This is a genomic window from uncultured Roseibium sp., from assembly GCF_947494555.1.
Taxonomy (GTDB): Bacteria; Pseudomonadota; Alphaproteobacteria; order Rhizobiales; family Stappiaceae; genus Roseibium.
Window position 1 is genome coordinate 623,935 of sequence record NZ_CANLVF010000001.1, and the last position, 16,469, is coordinate 640,403.

The following is a 16,469-nucleotide window of genomic DNA, read 5'->3' on the forward strand; positions in this document are numbered from 1 at the left end:
TGCACAAGCTGCACAAACAAGTGGCAGGTGTGCAAGTCAGGTATGCAATTTCTGCAGAGCTTTGTCATTGCGCGAAGACAGTTTCAAAATGCTGTTTGTTTACAGCTGATTAGCGTCTGTGCTGATCCGCGACCGGCTGAAGTTATTCGGTTTTTTTTCAAAAAATACCTTAGGTTAAATCTGGATGAAGCAAATTTGCCAAAAAAAACAGCAAGAAAATCTCTGCCTAAAAACTAGGCGTTGATTATGTTTCGCGCTAGTACACCCATTTTTCGGCACTGGTTAGCAAAAACTCCCGGAACGCTTTCACGCGGGCCGTATTCTTGAGTTCGGAGGGATACACGAAATAGGTGTCGAACGAGGGAACCTTGTCTTCCTGCTCTGTAAGGACCGGCACAAGATTCGATGCGTGATCAATGATGTAGTCAGGCAATATCGCGATGCCGACGCCCGATTGAACAGCACGTTTGATCGCAACAAGGTTGTTGACTTTCAGCACGGACCGCCTCGGTTCCCCTGCGGACCTGCCTGCTGAGTCCAGCCAGTTCATGGACCGCAGATAGGCCGGGGCCTGTTCTCCGAATGTGATGACCCGGTGCTCGTCAATTTCTTCTATCGTCGATGGCGCTCCAAAACGCTGAATGTATTCCGGTGCCGCATAAACATGGAAATGAACCGTGAAAAGTTTGCGCTGGATCAGATCGGGCTGTGTTGGCTGGCGGAGCCTGATGGCAACGTCGGCCTCGCGCATGCCGAGATCCAACTCGTCGTCGTCGAAAATCAGATGCAGGTCGACTTCCGGATAAAGCTCGATGAAGCTCCGAATGCGGGATGTCAGCCAGGTCGAGCCGAGGCCCACTGTGGTCGTGACGCGCAGAATGCCGGAGGGCTTTTCCTTGCTGTCGGTCAGGCTGGACTGAACCGACTCCAGTTTCATGAGCACGTCACTTGCCGTGCGGTAGAGCAGTTCACCCTGCTCAGTCAGCAGCAATCCGCGCGCGTGGCGGTGAAAGAGGGGAACGCCCAAATCATGTTCCAGGGCGCTCACCTGACGGCTTACTGCCGATTGGCTCATGTGCAGCGTGTCGCCAGCATGCGTGAAACTGCCGGCCTGCGCGGCCGCATGAAATATGCGCAGTTTGTCCCAATCCATCCGTGCCCCTCCGCAGGACGCTCAGGCGGCTTTACTCGGCCGCCTGTTGTGTGGATGCCGTCTCATGTTCGGCCAGAAACTTTTCAGCTTCAAGAGCGGCCATGCACCCCATCCCGGCGGCGGTCACCGCCTGGCGATAAATGTCGTCCGTGACGTCTCCTGCCGCAAAGACGCCAGGTATGGACGTCCGCGTGGAATCCGGTGCCGTCTCAAGATAGCCGTTCGGCTTGAGTGTCAGCTGGTCCTTGAAAAGTTCCACCGAAGGCGCGTGGCCGATCGCGATGAATACGCCATCGGTCGAGATTTCCTTGAATTCGCCGGTCTTCGTGCTTTTCAGCCGCACACCAGTCACGGCTTTGGGAACGCCGCCGCCCAGAATTTCATCGACCTGGTGATCCCAGATGACTTCGATCTTCGGGTTCTGGAAGAGCCGGTCCTGAAGGATTTTTTCCGCCCTCAGGCTGTCGCGGCGGTGCACCAGCGTGACCTTGGAGGCCAGATTGGCGAGATAAAGCGCTTCTTCGACGGCGGTATTGCCGCCGCCGACAACGACGACTTCCCGGTTGCGGTAGAAAAAGCCGTCACAGGTGGCGCAGGCCGAAACACCGGCACCCATGTAATCCTGTTCGGACGACAGGCCGAGCCAACGGGCCTGGGCTCCGGTTGCAATGACGAGCGTGTCAGCGGTGAACACCGTTCCGCTATCGGCCTCGAGCCGGAACGGGCGCTGGGAGAGATCGGCTTTGACAATGGTGTCATAGATGATTTTCGTGCCGACGTTTTCGGCCTGCTTCTGCATCTGCTCCATGAGCCAGGGTCCCATCACGGGATCGGCAAAACCCGGATAGTTTTCCACGTCGGTGGTAATCGTGAGCTGTCCGCCCGGCTGAATGCCGGCGACCATCGTCGGTTCGATCATGGCGCGCGCGGCATAGATCGCGGCCGTATACCCTGCAGGGCCCGATCCGACGATCAAAAGCTTGCTGTGTTCCGTGCTCATGAAGACATCTTTTCCTGTGTTTCTTGTGTTTTGCCTGTCCCTGTCGGGGGCCCGATCAAGTCGCCCCTTCGGGCTTTCTTGATGCAGAGAAATCCAACTTTATGCGATCCGCGATGACGGGTGTTGCATCTATCGGCTCGTAGGTAGTTGTTTTTAACGGACCTGGAAAGGGGTGAATAACCCCCAAGCGTGCCAAACTCTCCAAAAAACCGGTGATTTTGCTGTGACCGCCACTCGGTTGAAAAACATGAACGGGTTTTCCGGTCGTTGTGGCCTCGCCGATCATGTTGGTCGAATCGGCTGTTGCAACAATCGCATCAGCCTTGGCCAAGTAGTGACCGAGAGGGTTCGGCGCCTCACCTGTCCAGTAAAGGTGGCCGCCGGACTTTGCCAGGCTCGACAGTCCATAGGCGAGTGCGGGCGGCGTTCGGCGTGATGCGGTTATCATAAAACGGGCACTTTCGTCACTGGCCAGCTGCCTGAGGCCATTCAGAAAGAGAGACTGATCGCCGTCCGTGAATGTGTGATGACGGCTGTCGCCGCCAACAAGCACTGCAACACGAGGATGGGAGAGCTTGTCGATGGTGGGTGCTTTTTCTGAGCGCAGAGCTGCAAGTTTCGCCTGGGAAAACCGATGCGGTGAGGTTGGTGTGACCAGAACATTCCGGCCCCGCAGCCTGTCGTGCTCCGGCACCCAGATCAGATCCGCCGCTCCCGGACCGGTCCTAGGATCCTTTAGAAATACCGTGAAGGTGTTGCCTTTCGACAGCCATTTCACTCTTCGCAGATAGGCGGCCGCGCGGCGTCCCGAAGCGACAGCAATGTCCGGATAGGGCGGTGCGATCGGACTTTGCGTCCGTGTTTCCCATTCACGCGGATCGGTCGGACCGAACGGCAGCCACCAGGAAAAGGGTGGTCTGGGAGCGATCTTTCGGGCTTCATAAGGTATGCCGAGCGCTTCAACGACACCAACGCATTGCGCGACGTCACCGGCCTTGCCGTCTGTCAGAACCCAGGCGGATCGCGGAAAGATCTCCGGCTCAAGATGCATTTATGGAGAACTTCCCCTATTGTTTTCTTTCGGAATCGTGCGCATTTTTGTTATAGTCTTGCACAAACGCGCAAAAAACAATAATTCGGCACCTGAAGAAAAGTTAGCGCAAGGCCCCGATGCCCTGCAAGATGCCAGATCCAGTTAAGCGAAGCCTATTCACAGGCAGGTCATTCGTCACGGCTCAAAGGAGACAGGATTGAAAGCGCGGCTTGATGCCATTGATTGGCATATCCTGAAAGAACTGCAAGATAATGGCCGGATGACCAATGTGGAGCTGGCGCGCCGCGTCGGCATTTCCGCACCGCCCTGCCTGCGCCGTGTGCGCGCACTCGAAGAGGCCGGGCTCATTCAGGGTTACAGGACGCTCCTGGACGAAAAGCAGCTTGGCTACGATGTAACGGCCTTCGCAATGGTTGGGCTTCACAGTCAAACCGAAGCCGATCTCATCGCATTCGAACAGACCGTTCAGAACTGGCCACTGGTCCGCGAAAGCTACATGCTTTCCGGCGAGGTCGATTTCCTGCTGAAATGCGTCTCGCCGGATCTACAGACATTTCAGAATTTTGTCATCCGCGACCTGACGGCGGCTCCAAATGTCGACAGCGTGAGAACGGCTCTCACGATCCGCAGAACAAAAGACGAGCCGGTCGTTCCGATCGAAGGGTAGGGTGTGTAAGCATAGACAAGCGAGCGCCTCTGACCGCTTTCGGCTGAGCCTCCGAAAGAGATCAACCGACCACGTCGGTCAGAATTGCGGACCAAGTCGCTGCGCGATGCGTTTCTCCAAAAGTCCGCTCTTGGCAAATTGGACTGTTCGCAATCAATCTGGAGCGCAATTCGTTTCGATTTCGGGCCCCGCGACGAGTCGTAGCAGTACCTTAAGCCCCGATTGAATATCTGCACTTCCCTTGGATGCCAGATCGTCCAGTCCGATAAATGCACCATAGACCAACTGAGGAAGAGCAGGATCATTCTGTCCGACATCGCGCAGCAACTTTGTCACGAATGACAATCTGATCTCATCAACTTCCTTTACCACTGCCAAGACAGCTGGGTTTGCCAATGCCCAAGAACGCATTGCGGGTTCTACCCGACGTCCTCCAAACTCAACTGGTGCTGGCTTAGCTGCACGATCCACCAACAGACGTAGTCGCGCCGACTTTTCAGGTTCAGCCAGAAACACATCCTCAATTTCTTGGACAACGCTGTTACGCCATAGGCCCAACATTGCCTCTACGAAAGACGCGATATCGTCAAAGTTCCAGTAGAATGATCCCTTGGTGGCGCCAAGGCTTCGCGCAAGCGCCTCGGCTTTGATCGCGTTCGGCCCATCTGTTGTCAGGGCACGAAAGCCCGCTGCCAACCATGCTTCTTTGCTAAATTTCGTTTTGTTCATGTGCGAAATATACGGTGGCGTATTTACAAATGGAATAGCCCAAAATATACGGTCACGTATGTGAGATAGCAAAGCGATTGAGGAAGTCTTGAAACACGCGCCAAAAATCGAGTTTGCCCGATTACCCAGTATCTCTCTGCAAGACATTGTTGCGCATATGAACGATCCTCGCGTTTCTGAACACATGCCGTTGCTCGTGTCGAAATGGACGCCAGACGATGCCAGGAGTTTTGTCGCCGCGAAGGAAGATATGTGGCGGCGCGACGGGCTGGGACATTGGGCTATTTTGAGCGATGGAGTTTATGTTGGATGGGGAGGGTTCCAAAAGGAAGGCCGCGATTGGGATTTTGGCCTTGTTCTCAAGCCGGATAGCTTCGGTCTAGGGTTGCGCATCACTCGAAAAGCCATTGCCTTCGCGACAACAGACCCGCGCATCGATTTTGTAACCTTTCTCCTTCCGCCCTCGCGCAAAAACATCGGGGCGCTTCTTCGTGGAGGCGCTGAATTTGTCGAAAACACGCAATACAACGGAGAGGTCTTCAAGAAATTCCGACTGGAAACGACGTAGTCTCGCATCCGCTTTGCAGACCTTCATGCAGGCCGCAGCGTCCGTCAATTTGGGCTCTTAGCTGTCGTTTGACCTAGCAAACCATTCCGCAATGTTTGAGGGCAAGGTAGACATTGAAGTTTGGCATCCCGGCGTAATTCAAGCTCCGGAAAGGAGCCTTGAACATGAGACATGCCCTAACTGGCGTTTAGAGGCTGTTGTCGCACTAATCCTTCGCACCACGGCGCGACCGAGAAATATCTTTCGTGAGTTTACGTGGAGGCTGGTCGAACATCCCACCCCGTCGGAACTGGCATGCTTAGATCCGCTTTAGTCCGTTATCTCTACTGTCATCTAAATCTCGTTGAGCGGTTCCTCAACCGGATGAAACACTGTCGGCGCATCGCTACGCGATATGAGAAACACGCAGCCAACTGTCTTACGCTCGTCAAGCTCGCCGCCATCCGGCTTTGGCTGTGCGTTGATGAGTCCACGGCCTAGTCTTCAGGGAATCAAGTCTGTGCAGCTGCCTGGCGATCCTTCATTCCATTCAGTTTCTTGTGAAGGCGGGACATCAGGGATATGTCCCTGAGCGCCGTTGCGACCAATGTGAATGCAACGCTTAAGAGGGCACAGGTCGTGATGATGGCGACCGGCAGAAGCTGATCATAGTGATAGGCATCCAGGGCGCGGTCTATCGGGTCGACACCGGAATACAGCCGATTGCGGATGGTTTCGCGATACGCACCCAATTGCAATGAGCCTTGCTTGAAATACCGAAGCCCCATCACGAGCAGGATCACGGCAGCTGCGAGCGCGATCAGGTAGCCGAACATCTGCAGCGCGAACGCATAGGCGTTTTCATGCCGTCTTTTTACAATGCGCGTAAAGATCCGGCGTTCAGGCGGCTCCAGCCTGGAATAGGCATACCAGCGATAAACCCAAAGCGGGACGGCCGCCGCCAAAAGCCACATGCCGATTGCATGAAAGACCATAATCCGTCCTCCGACACATACCGGAAGTTACCTTAGCGGCTGACCGGCACGCGTCAAAGGGAAAACGGCAAGCGCTGCCAATCGAGCCGACAGGCGCTATCCATTTGGAATGTAAAAGCTTCAGATGAATTTGACGTTGACGATCTCGTAGGACCGCGCCCCGCCGGGAGCAGCCACTTCAACACTGTCGCCGATCGACTTGCCGATGAGCGCACGCGCAATCGGAGACGAGATCGATACCTTGTTCTGCTTCACGTCGGATTCCACGTCCCCGACGATCATGTATCGCTTTTCTTCCTCGGTGTCCTCGTCGATGAGAGACACGGTCGCACCGAATTTGACGACATCGCCGGAGAGTTTGGTGACATCAATGATCTCGGCACGTGACAGCTTATCCTCGAGTTCCGAAATACGGCCTTCATTCAGGCTCTGGGCTTCCTTAGCCGCATGGTATTCGGCGTTTTCCGACAGATCGCCATGTGCACGCGCTTCCGCGATAGCATCGACGATGCGCGGACGCTCGACCGTGGTACGCTCCTTCAGTTCGACCTGAAGCATATTGTAACCGGCGGAGGTCATCGGAACTTTTTCCATGGGTCTCAGACCTTCAGCTTATTGGATCCTCTTCAAGCTTATTCCGCTCACTATAAGGACCGCGTATTTGCAAAAACAAACCAAGCCGGGAAAGGCACGCTTTCCCGGCCGGTCAACGAGTATAATAGCCCTAGCCGAAGTAGGATTGTAAAGGTCTTACTTCAAGGCTCCCCGCCTTGTGGGCGGCAATACCTTTGGCTGCTGCGACAGACCCTGCAAGGGTCGTGTAATACGGAACCTTGTTCAGGAGCGCCGCCCGGCGCATCGACCGGCTATCGGCAATGGCTTGCGCGCCCTCGGTCGTGTTGAAGACAAGCTGGACATCACCGTTCTTGACAGCATCGACGATATGGGGACGTCCTTCAAGCACCTTGTTGATTTTCTTCACTGTAATGCCCTTGTCCTCCAGGTATTTCTGGGTGCCGCCGGTGGCAATTATCGCAAACCCGGCAGCTTCAAGGTTTCGAACGGCTTCCACGACGCCTTCCTTGTCCGGGTCCCGCATGGACACAAAAACGGTACCGTTCTCGGGTACGCCAATACTGGCTCCGATCTGAGACTTGGCAAACGCTGTGCCAAAGGCCTGGTCCAGGCCCATCACTTCACCTGTGGACCGCATTTCGGGGCCCAGGATGGTGTCGACGCCAGGGAAGCGCGCAAACGGGAAAACGGCTTCCTTAACCGCAATGTGGTCAAGCGTCTTCTCAGTCAGTCCGAAGGAGGCAAGGCTTTCGCCCGCCATGACACGGCTAGCGATTTTTGCCACCGGGACTCCGATGGTCTTGGCAACAAATGGAACTGTCCTGGATGCACGCGGATTGACTTCAAGCACGTAGATCTCGCCGTCCTTGATGGCGTACTGAACGTTCATCAGACCGCCGACCTCCAGAGCGAGAGCAAGGGCTGTCGTCTGGCGTTTAAGTTCCGCAATGATGTCCTCAGACAAGGAGAACGGCGGCAGAGAGCATGCACTATCACCGGAGTGAATGCCTGCTTCCTCGATATGTTCCATGATGCCGCACACGAAAACATCCTTGCCGTCACACAGTGCGTCGACATCGACTTCGATGGCGCCGTCGAGATAGCGGTCGAAGAGCAGCGGGTTTGTGCCCAGGACCGTGTTGATCTGGCCTGTCTTGTCATTGGGGTACTTCGCCCGGACTTCAGCTGGCACCAGCTCGGGCAGGGTCCCGAGAAGATAGGAATTCAGCGCCTCTTCGTCGCGAATGATCTGCATGGCGCGACCGCCCAAAACGTAAGAAGGGCGCACAACAAGCGGCAGGCCAAGGCGGTTGGCGATCAGCCGGCCCTGCTCGACGGAGTATGCTATTCCATTTTCGGGCTGCTTCAGCTTGAGTTTTACCAGGAGTTTCTGGAAGCGATCCCTGTCTTCTGCGAGGTCGATCATGTCCGGCGAGGTGCCAAGGATGGGCACATCTTCCTTCACGAGCGCCTGGGCGAGTTTCAGCGGTGTCTGACCACCAAACTGCACGATGACGCCATGGAGCGTTCCATTCTCCCTTTCCTTGCGGATGATCTCCAGAACGTCTTCGGGCGTCAGCGGTTCGAAATAGAGCCGGTCGGATGTATCGTAGTCCGTTGAAACCGTTTCCGGATTGCAGTTGACCATGATGGTCTCGTATCCCGCATCGTCGAGCGCAAAGGCTGCGTGGCAGCAGCAATAGTCGAATTCGATACCCTGGCCGATCCTGTTCGGACCGCCACCCAGAATGACGACCTTTTTCCGATCCGAGGGCGCGGCTTCACAAGCAGGATTGCCCATGAACGGCGCTTCATAGGTTGAATACATATAGGCGGTTGGGGATGCGAACTCTGCCGCACATGTGTCGATGCGCTTGTAAACCGGATGAACATCCAGTTCTTCGCGCAGTTTAACGACGTCTTCGGCATCTAGGCCTGAAAGGCTTGCCAGCCGGGCATCGGAGAAGCCCATGGATTTGAGCTTGCGCAGGTTCGAGGCATCCTGCGGCAGGCCGATATTGCGGACCTTGGCTTCCATTGCCAGGATGTCAGCCATCTGTTCCAGGAACCAGGGATTGATACCGCTTGCCTGATAGGCGTCTTCGATGCTCATGCCGAGGCGCATCGCCTGCGCGACATTCAGAAGACGGGTCGGTGTCGGTGTTGAAACCGCAGCACGCAGGGCATTCCTGTCATCCCCCTGGTCGAGGCCGGATATGTCGGTTTCGTCAAGTCCGTTCAGGCCGGTTTCCAGACCGCGGAGTGCCTTTTGCAGGCTCTCGTTGAACGTCCGTCCGATCGCCATAACCTCACCAACCGACTTCATAGCGGTGGTCAGTGTTGGTTCCGAACCGGGGAATTTTTCAAAGGCAAAGCGCGGAATTTTTGTGACGACATAATCTATGGACGGTTCGAAAGACGCCGGTGTCGCGCCGCCGGTGATGTCGTTCTCCAGTTCGTCGAGCGTATATCCAACCGCAAGCTTAGCCGCGATCTTTGCAATCGGGAAACCCGTGGCTTTGGAGGCAAGCGCAGACGAACGCGAGACACGCGGGTTCATTTCGATGACAACGAGGCGTCCGGTTTCCGGGTCGACCGCGAATTGAACGTTTGAGCCGCCCGTTTCGACCCCGATTTCACGCAGCACCGCGATCGATGCGTCACGCATGATCTGGTATTCCTTGTCGGTAAGCGTGAGTGCCGGGGCAACGGTGATGGAATCGCCGGTGTGGACACCCATCGGGTCGACGTTTTCGATCGAGCAGATGATGATGCAATTGTCCGCCTTGTCGCGGACCACTTCCATTTCATATTCCTTCCAGCCCAGAAGGCTCTCGTCGATGAGGACCTGGCCGACCGGTGAAGCGTCGATGCCCGATCTAACGATTGTTTCGAATTCTTCACGGTTATACGCAACACCGCCGCCTGTGCCGCCGAGCGTGAAAGCGGGCCGAATGATTGCAGGAAGGCCAATTTCATCGAGAGCACGCATCGCCTCGAGATATCCGGCATTGCGGTCGTATCCCGTAATCCTGCCGTTTTCGTCGCGGTAGGCCGGTGAAGAGGCAATGGCGGCACGGGGGTTCTCCAGGCCGATAGTGTCCATTGCAGCCCGGAATTTTTCGCGATCTTCCGCTTTTTCGATGACATCGCCGCGCGCACCGATCATCTCGACGCCGAACTCTTCAAGAACCCCCATCTGTTCGAGGTCGAGCGCACAGTTAAGAGCTGTCTGCCCACCCATCGTCGGCAGCAACGCATCTGGCCGTTCTTTCTCGATGATCTTGGCGACGAGCTCCGGCGTGATCGGCTCGATGTAGGTCGCGTCGGCCAGATCCGGATCGGTCATGATGGTCGCCGGATTGGAGTTGACCAAGATGATGCGATAGCCCTCTTCGCGCAGTGCCTTGCAAGCCTGTGTCCCGGAGTAGTCGAATTCGCAGGCCTGTCCGATAACAATCGGACCGGCACCAATGATCAGGATGGAAGAGATATCTGTGCGTTTTGGCATCTCGGCTCGCAGCTCGCAGCGGCCACTCCGGATTAGCGCTATCGCTACTCGGTCGGGCGCGGACTAGGTGTGAATGTCTATGTTGGCTGAGCGCGTCTTATAGGGAAAAGCGCGGCGGGAGGAAACCCCGGCAAGGCCACTGGCTGTTGTTTTCCGGACCAGTTTCGAACGTTTAGTCCTTTTCGACGGATTCGACGCTCAATGGTGTCGTCGATTGACCGTCATAATCGCCAATTCCTTCGGAGAGCGCATAACAGGCAAGACGTATCGATTTTGGTATCTCGACCGGCCGGCCATCGCGATTCCCCTTTTCATAATACTGGATCATCCGTTTTTTCAGGCCGAGCCGTTCAGCCGCGTCTTTCTGCTTCAGTCCAAGCGTTCTTCGCCAATGGCGGAATTGGTGTGGCGTCATGCCTGGCACGGAGGCTTTTGCTTTTGATTCGGCCATATTTCAAATATTCCAAAACATCCTGTTTCCGCGTGGCCGCAGTTGGCTGGGTTCACGCCGATCAAAATGACAAAAATAACCTGGACTGCCCTTTGTCAATGAAGAAGTGCACAATGTGCTCTTTTTTTCGGATTAATGCGCGCGTTCAAGGACAATGTGCGATATCCACCGCAACTTTCCTTGTCGGAAAGGGTTCGGAATTCAGTGGCGCCATTTGCCGGAACAGTAAACTATTCGTCCTCACGACGAGTGATATTCACGATCTTCGGACGTCAGACAGTCTTCCGCGATATGAGTTCTCCACAGGCTCATGTTGCATCCACGTCACTCGAGAAATAAATACCGTCTTGTACTAAATGTGGCGGGAAAGCGCGCTAAAGAAGTAGAATGTATATTATCCTATTACTGATTGCGGATGCCGACTTTTCTGATTTCGTACATTTCCCGCTACATATCACCTAAATTTTTTTGAGTGAATGAAATATATTTCACCGATAAGATAAAGAAAACTAAGTAGTTTTTCGATCAACGGATGCCGTGAAGTTAAGAATATCATCTATCGAATTCGCACCGACAGAAAGCCCGATTTATTGGATGTAGATTATCGATAATTAATATTTATGCCTTCCGTGACGTTCTTGGAAGTGTTTAAAGTTCGGCGCTCCTATGGTCTTTCTGTGGTCCATGGAGATTAGATTTTTCATTTTCTGAAACTTGTGCGGAAAATGATCAATATTTCCGATTTTATCGTAGATTTTAACTATCGAACCAGTGTATTAGTCTGTTTGTAAAGTCGCAGCATACGTAGCGCTCGGCTTTCGCCGTGTGCAAGATGATGAAAACCGAGTGGTTGTTTTCGCAATGCTAGTGGGACCGGAAGGGTCGGATGTGGGACCGGCACTTCTGGAGCGTTGCAAAAGCTGACCGAACTCGGAACAAAAGAAAAAGATCGGGCTTAACATTATGAACAAAGTCGCTACCAATATGGTCGTTGTTCCGGACATCGCGGGTCCGGCGCAGGACCTGGTGCTTGACGATCGCGCGCTTGCGATCTCTGAAATGTCTGAACGCTTTAACGTGACGCTCAGAACGTTGCGTTTCTACGAAGAAAAAGGGCTGCTCAACCCTGTTCGCAAGGGTGCTCGCCGGTTTTACGGAACCCGGGATGTGTCGCGCATGCGCGTCATTCTCCAGGCCAAGAAGATCGGGCTGACGCTTGCCGAAATCCGTCGCGTGATCAAATTGGTCGAAAGCAACGCCGACAAGCAGGAGCAGTTCAAGGAGCTGCAAGAGATCTGCAAAGGCCAGCAGGACATCCTTGTGGAGCAAAAGCAGATGCTTGACGAGCAGGTTGCCGAAGTCGAACAGATCCTGTCGGCCTTTGACGAACTGATCGCCTAAAATCAGCTGACAGACCGCAAACACCCCGGGCAAGAGATTGCGCCGGGGTGTCTGCGTTTTGTCCGATGCAAGGCGGCGCGGCCCATGCATGCACCCCTGAACCCGTTGAATTCAAACGCGGCCGCGTGGCAATCAGGCGGATCTGGCGCTCTGCATAAGATCGGTAAAACGTTTGAACAAGTAATGGCTGTCACGCGGGCCGGGCGACGCTTCAGGATGGTATTGCACCGAGAAGACGGGCTTGTCTTTGACGGCCAGACCGCAATTGGAGCCGTCGAACAGCGAGACGTGAGTTTGTTCAACATTTTCCGGCAAACTGTCTGCATCGACCGCGAAACCGTGGTTCATGGATGTGATTTCCACTTTGCCGGTCGTGTGGTCGAATACGGGATGGTTTGCCCCGTGATGTCCCTGATGCATCTTTACCGTGCTGCCGCCGAGTGCCAGCGCGAGCATCTGGTGTCCCAGGCATATGCCAAACGTCGGAATGCCTTTTTCAACGACGCCATTGATCATCTCAACGGAGTAACTTCCAGTGGCCTCCGGGTCTCCGGGACCATTTGACAGGAAGACACCGTCAGGCTCGTGTGCAAGCACTTCGCCTGCCGTTGCAGTTGCCGGGAGCACGGTGACGTCGCAGCCTGCATCGGCGAGCAAACGGAGGATGTTCCGTTTGATCCCAAAATCGATGGCAACGACCTTGTATTTGCCACCCTCGGCTTCACCATATCCTTCGTCCCATTTCCACACGGTCTGCGACCAGGGATGCGACTGAAGAGTTGAAGCGCCTTTTGCAAGATCCATTCCCACGAGACCCGGCCAGTCAGCTGCCATTGCTTTCAGGCTTTCAATGTCAAATTGACCATCCGGCGCGTGGGCAATTACGCCGTTTGGCACGCCCTGTTCGCGTATCAGGGCCGTCAAAGCACGGGTATCCACGCCGCAAATGCCAATCATGTTTCGGCTTTTCAACCAGGCGTCGAGGTGTTTTGCAGCCCGGTAGTTCGCCGGATCGGTGATGGGGGCAGCCAGAACAACACCCCGTATGCCGCTCTCTGCGGCCATGTTGACCGTTTCAATATCCTCGTCATTGGTACCGACATTCCCTATATGCGGAAATGTGAACGTGATGATCTGGCCCGAATAAGAAGGGTCGGTGAGGATTTCCTGATATCCCGTCATCGCAGTGTTAAAGCAAATCTCACCAACGGCTTGGCCGGTGGCACCTAGTCCCAGACCCTCGATTATGCTGCCGTCGGAGAGCACAAGAAGGGCTGTCGCCGGGGTCTCAGACCATGCGTCTGCAGTCGTCATGTCTTGTATCCAGAGTCTGTTGGTGACATCATGCGCTGCAGGATAGGCGTCTGTGGCTGGCTAAGTGCCTGCAAATAGCCGTCTGCATTAAGCGCGGGACTCTATGGGAAGCGGCTGGGATCGTCAATATTGATCCTTCGAAAAAAGATCATTAAAATTCAATAGCTTGACTGAGAAACGCTGAAGAGTGCCCGGGCGCTCACAGGCTCAGTGCGGCAGGGGTAGGGTGAACCATGCGCGACGATTTGCGCGAAAGAATCAATACTGCGCTTAAAATGGCGCAGGAAGATGGTGACAAGCGCAGGTGTGCAACCTTGCGTCTGATCCAGACCGCCGTGAAAGACAGGGAAACCGCCGCGAGGGAAAATGGCAAGGACGGTGTCGGCGACACCGAAGTCATCGAAATCCTTCAGAAAATGATCCGCCAGAGAGAAATTTCAGCAGAAGAATTTGAATCGGGCGGACAGCTCGATCTTGTCGAACAGGAACGCGTTGAGCAGGAGATTATCCGCGAATTCCTGCCCGTTCAGCTGAGCGACGACGAAATCCGTTCCCTTTGCGAAGCGACCGTGAAGGATATCGATGCACATGGCCTTCGTGACATCGGACGCTGTATGTCGGAGCTAAAATCGAGATATCCAGGGAAAATGGACTTTGTGCAGGCTTCGTGTTTCGTGAAGGAAATGCTTCGGGCTGAAAACAATGGTTACCAGGCCTCAAGCGGTGCCGACGAAGCAGCGGAAGGTTGAGAGTCACCTTTACTGCCAATCTCGGATACGCGTCGATGTGCTCGGTGCAAATGCGCGTCATACACAATTCATCCACGGCCACAGTTGCTCAAGATCCGACACTGGCGCCGGCGTGCAGTTCATTCTATTTTGGGTGCCTGTTCTTGCAGACCTCATGCGGGTGTGCAGGACGGCCACACCCTAGCTACCGATGATCGTTTGTTTCCCAAATGCGTTTTGAACCGCGTCTCCTTGATGAAATCCGCGCCCGCCTGACCCTGTCGGATCTTGTCGGTCGGCGTGTCACGTGGGACCGGCGCAAGACACAGCCCGGGAAGGGCGACTTTTGGGCGTGCTGCCCGTTTCATCAGGAAAAAAGCCCGAGCTTTCATGTCGACGACCGGCGCAACCGGTACAAGTGCTTCGGGTGCGGAGCGTCGGGAGATCACTTTACCTTTGTGTGCGAGACCGAAGGCTTGAGCTTTCCGGAATCCGTCGAGCGGCTTGCGGAGCAGGCAGGTGTCGCTCTGCCGGCACCTGATCCACAAGCGGCGAAACGCGAAAAGAAACGTGCAGGACTTGCGGAGATCTGTGAGATGGCCGCGTGGTTCTTTGAAGCCGAATTTGCCGGTTCGAGGGGGGGTGCGGCGCGGGAGTACACCGCCAAACGCGGGCTCAAAGCCGAAACGCTTTCGGAGTTCCGCTTTGGCTTTGCCCCTGATAGCCGGGACGCGCTGAAATCCTTTCTGGCAGCAAAGGGTGTGCCCGAAGCAGACATGGCCGAGGCAGGTCTGGTGATCAGGCCGGATGACGGCCGGCCGGGTTATGACCGGTTCCGCGGACGTCTTATGATCCCGATCCATGATGAAAGGGGACGCGTCGTCGCATTCGGTGGCCGGACACTCTCACCAGAAGGTCAGCCGAAATATCTGAATTCGCCGGAAACGCCGCTATTTCACAAAGGTGTCATGCTCTTTAACGCGCACCGTGCCCGAGAACCCGCGTTCAAGGCCGGCGAGGCGGTGGTCGTGGAAGGCTACATGGATGCCATTGCGCTCTGGCAGGCGGGTATCCATCACGTCCTGGCGTCCCTTGGCACGGCCTTTACGGAAGACCAGGTGGTCAGGCTCTGGAAATTCGCGCCCGAACCGGTGATCTGTTTCGACGGCGATGTCGCGGGCGTTTCGGCCGCGCACCGGGCCATAGACCGGATCTTTCCGGTGCTCAGAAGCGGGTACTCGTTTCAATTCAGTTTCCTGCCCGATGGCATGGATCCGGATGATCTGATCAAAGAACGCGGGGTTGAAGGGTTCCGCCAGGAAGTGGTCAAGGCGCAGGCGCTTTTCGATGCTGTCTGGGAACGTGAGATTTCCGTTTCACGCATTGATACGCCCGAACGCAAGGCCGCGCTTGAAAAACGCTTCGACGACCTTATCGGAACGATCCGTGATGACCGTGTTAAACGGCGCTACCAGCTCGATCTGAAATTCAAGCTGTCGAACCTTTTCTTCGAGCAGTCGCGGCAGACCCGCCGCGATGGAAAGAAGACATCTGATACCGCCGCGGGCCTCGGAATTGCGCGTGAACGCGTGGCAGCAAGTGACGACTTCGGGACGGAGCGACTTGTTCTTGGGATTTGCATGCGGTTTCCGCATCTGCTTGACCGAAATTTCGAACGATTTGCGGGCTTGCCGTTCACAAACACGCTGCACCGCCAGCTGCGGGACATTCTGTGCAGGATTGTCGACGATCTGGAAGCAGCGCCGATTGCGGACCTGACCAGTTCGTTCGACGAGCCGCTGCGTGACATCATGCATGAAATGATGTTGGAAACGATCGGATTGCAGGAGCAGCGCAAGGCGGAGTTTTCCGCCCTCAATCATCGGTTCCCGCTTTTGAAATCGAACCCGCCGGAAGACTTCGTCGAGGCAGCCTATCTGCATTTTCTGGATCTGCTCGAACTCAATGCGTTGGAAGAGGAACTCACCGGCGAATTGACGACCGCCGATGAGCACCTGGACGAACACGCATGGGCGCGCATTCAGGCGCTCACGCAGGATTTGAGCCGCCGGCGTGAGGAATGCGCGCGTGATGAAGCGGATCTTGCAGAGCGTGCAAGAAAAATTAGATCTGCGCCACCTGTCGTGGCAGCGCAATAGCAATTGCGGCGAACCTTGCGGAAGACATTCGCGTGATCGAGTTGATGCGGCGCTGCGAAGAAAGACGTTTCAACTGCAATATCTCGCGGCAAGTGCGTGTTTAAGCACAAAAAATGCATTTTCCGATTGACCGATGACGAATCACACTTGCGAATCGCGCGCACCGAGCTAAATAGGAGTTTTG

At 55.2% G+C, this 16,469-nt stretch carries 14 protein-coding genes and 1 pseudogene; 6 read left to right on the forward strand and 9 right to left on the reverse strand.

All coding sequences use genetic code 11. The features are described 5' to 3' along the window. Positions 1 to 256 precede the first annotated feature (256 nt). Genes Q0915_RS02775 through Q0915_RS02785 form a run of 3 tightly spaced genes read right to left on the reverse strand, consistent with a single transcriptional unit; the run spans position 257 to position 3,204 of the window. Positions 257 to 1,153 carry a LysR family transcriptional regulator gene (locus Q0915_RS02775; RefSeq protein WP_299473024.1) on the reverse strand — a complete coding sequence of 299 codons (897 nt, stop codon included), beginning with the start codon at positions 1,151 to 1,153 and terminating at the stop codon, positions 257 to 259. Between the two features lie 31 nt (positions 1,154 to 1,184). Further along, positions 1,185 to 2,153: a thioredoxin-disulfide reductase gene (gene trxB, locus Q0915_RS02780; protein ID WP_299473026.1), complete on the reverse strand. Its 969-nt coding sequence runs from the start codon at positions 2,151 to 2,153 to the stop codon at positions 1,185 to 1,187. 55 nt (positions 2,154 to 2,208) lie between these two features. Continuing rightward, the gene (locus Q0915_RS02785) at positions 2,209 to 3,204 is read right to left on the reverse strand and encodes a mitochondrial fission ELM1 family protein (RefSeq protein ID WP_299473028.1); all 996 of its coding nucleotides are present in this window, start codon (positions 3,202 to 3,204) and stop codon (positions 2,209 to 2,211) included. A 199-nt stretch (positions 3,205 to 3,403) separates the two neighbouring features. Here Q0915_RS02785 and Q0915_RS02790 point away from each other — a divergent pair, with 199 nt between their 5' ends. Next, the gene (locus tag Q0915_RS02790; RefSeq protein WP_299473030.1) at positions 3,404 to 3,874 is read left to right on the forward strand and encodes an Lrp/AsnC family transcriptional regulator; all 471 of its coding nucleotides are present in this window, start codon (positions 3,404 to 3,406) and stop codon (positions 3,872 to 3,874) included. 153 nt (positions 3,875 to 4,027) lie between these two features. Here the strand turns inward: Q0915_RS02790 and Q0915_RS02795 are convergent, their stop codons facing one another. Then, positions 4,028 to 4,603 carry a TetR/AcrR family transcriptional regulator gene (locus Q0915_RS02795; RefSeq protein WP_299473032.1) on the reverse strand — a complete coding sequence of 192 codons (576 nt, stop codon included), beginning with the start codon at positions 4,601 to 4,603 and terminating at the stop codon, positions 4,028 to 4,030. An 88-nt stretch (positions 4,604 to 4,691) separates the two neighbouring features. Between Q0915_RS02795 and Q0915_RS02800 the strand changes: the two genes are divergently transcribed. Further along, positions 4,692 to 5,171, forward strand: coding sequence for a GNAT family N-acetyltransferase (locus Q0915_RS02800; RefSeq protein ID WP_299473034.1), 480 nt, complete (start codon positions 4,692 to 4,694; stop codon positions 5,169 to 5,171). A gap of 336 nt (positions 5,172 to 5,507) precedes the next feature. Then, positions 5,508 to 5,651 (forward strand): annotated as a pseudogene (locus Q0915_RS02805) (IS5/IS1182 family transposase); the annotation flags it as partial. Between the two features lie 11 nt (positions 5,652 to 5,662). Here the strand turns inward: Q0915_RS02805 and Q0915_RS02810 are convergent. The 4 genes from Q0915_RS02810 to Q0915_RS02825 form a co-directional block, all read right to left on the reverse strand. Continuing rightward, positions 5,663 to 6,145: a hypothetical protein gene (locus Q0915_RS02810; protein WP_299473036.1), complete on the reverse strand. Its 483-nt coding sequence runs from the start codon at positions 6,143 to 6,145 to the stop codon at positions 5,663 to 5,665. Positions 6,146 to 6,265: 120 nt separating this feature from the next. Next, complete coding sequence (greA, locus tag Q0915_RS02815) at positions 6,266 to 6,739, reverse strand: transcription elongation factor GreA (protein WP_299473038.1); 474 nt, start codon at positions 6,737 to 6,739, stop codon at positions 6,266 to 6,268. A gap of 130 nt (positions 6,740 to 6,869) precedes the next feature. Beyond that, positions 6,870 to 10,232 carry a carbamoyl-phosphate synthase large subunit gene (gene carB / locus Q0915_RS02820; protein WP_299473040.1) on the reverse strand — a complete coding sequence of 1,121 codons (3,363 nt, stop codon included), beginning with the start codon at positions 10,230 to 10,232 and terminating at the stop codon, positions 6,870 to 6,872. Positions 10,233 to 10,404: 172 nt separating this feature from the next. Continuing rightward, on the reverse strand, positions 10,405 to 10,683 hold the full coding sequence (locus Q0915_RS02825) for a helix-turn-helix transcriptional regulator (RefSeq protein ID WP_299473042.1): 279 nt from the start codon (positions 10,681 to 10,683) through the stop codon (positions 10,405 to 10,407). 963 nt (positions 10,684 to 11,646) lie between these two features. Here Q0915_RS02825 and Q0915_RS02830 point away from each other — a divergent pair. Beyond that, the gene (locus tag Q0915_RS02830) at positions 11,647 to 12,084 is read left to right on the forward strand and encodes a MerR family transcriptional regulator (protein ID WP_299473044.1); all 438 of its coding nucleotides are present in this window, start codon (positions 11,647 to 11,649) and stop codon (positions 12,082 to 12,084) included. A gap of 132 nt (positions 12,085 to 12,216) precedes the next feature. Here the strand turns inward: Q0915_RS02830 and carA are convergent, their stop codons facing one another. Further along, on the reverse strand, positions 12,217 to 13,398 hold the full coding sequence (gene carA, locus Q0915_RS02835) for a glutamine-hydrolyzing carbamoyl-phosphate synthase small subunit (protein WP_299473046.1): 1,182 nt from the start codon (positions 13,396 to 13,398) through the stop codon (positions 12,217 to 12,219). A gap of 233 nt (positions 13,399 to 13,631) precedes the next feature. Between carA and Q0915_RS02840 the strand changes: the two genes are divergently transcribed. Together Q0915_RS02840 and dnaG are read left to right on the forward strand one after the other, a co-directional pair. After that, complete coding sequence (locus Q0915_RS02840; RefSeq protein WP_299473048.1) at positions 13,632 to 14,147, forward strand: GatB/YqeY domain-containing protein; 516 nt, start codon at positions 13,632 to 13,634, stop codon at positions 14,145 to 14,147. 209 nt (positions 14,148 to 14,356) lie between these two features. Beyond that, complete coding sequence (gene dnaG / locus Q0915_RS02845; RefSeq protein WP_299473050.1) at positions 14,357 to 16,285, forward strand: DNA primase; 1,929 nt, start codon at positions 14,357 to 14,359, stop codon at positions 16,283 to 16,285. The last annotated feature ends 184 nt before the right edge of the window (positions 16,286 to 16,469 follow it).

What these genes read in the sequence shown, in the direction of transcription:
- carB (WP_299473040.1), bottom strand. Translation starts at nt 10,232, where the DNA reads ATGCCAAAACGCACAGATATCTCTTCCATCCTGATCATTGGTGCCGGT.
- Q0915_RS02785 (WP_299473028.1), bottom strand. Translation starts at nt 3,204, where the DNA reads ATGCATCTTGAGCCGGAGATCTTTCCGCGATCCGCCTGGGTTCTGACA.
- trxB (WP_299473026.1), bottom strand. Translation starts at nt 2,153, where the DNA reads ATGAGCACGGAACACAGCAAGCTTTTGATCGTCGGATCGGGCCCTGCA.
- Q0915_RS02795 (WP_299473032.1), bottom strand. Translation starts at nt 4,603, where the DNA reads ATGAACAAAACGAAATTTAGCAAAGAAGCATGGTTGGCAGCGGGCTTT.
- Q0915_RS02840 (WP_299473048.1), top strand. Translation starts at nt 13,632, where the DNA reads ATGCGCGACGATTTGCGCGAAAGAATCAATACTGCGCTTAAAATGGCG.
- dnaG (WP_299473050.1), top strand. Translation starts at nt 14,357, where the DNA reads ATGCGTTTTGAACCGCGTCTCCTTGATGAAATCCGCGCCCGCCTGACC.
- carA (WP_299473046.1), bottom strand. Translation starts at nt 13,398, where the DNA reads ATGACGACTGCAGACGCATGGTCTGAGACCCCGGCGACAGCCCTTCTT.
- Q0915_RS02810 (WP_299473036.1), bottom strand. Translation starts at nt 6,145, where the DNA reads ATGGTCTTTCATGCAATCGGCATGTGGCTTTTGGCGGCGGCCGTCCCG.
- greA (WP_299473038.1), bottom strand. Translation starts at nt 6,739, where the DNA reads ATGGAAAAAGTTCCGATGACCTCCGCCGGTTACAATATGCTTCAGGTC.
- Q0915_RS02775 (WP_299473024.1), bottom strand. Translation starts at nt 1,153, where the DNA reads ATGGATTGGGACAAACTGCGCATATTTCATGCGGCCGCGCAGGCCGGC.
- Q0915_RS02830 (WP_299473044.1), top strand. Translation starts at nt 11,647, where the DNA reads ATGAACAAAGTCGCTACCAATATGGTCGTTGTTCCGGACATCGCGGGT.
- Q0915_RS02825 (WP_299473042.1), bottom strand. Translation starts at nt 10,683, where the DNA reads ATGGCCGAATCAAAAGCAAAAGCCTCCGTGCCAGGCATGACGCCACAC.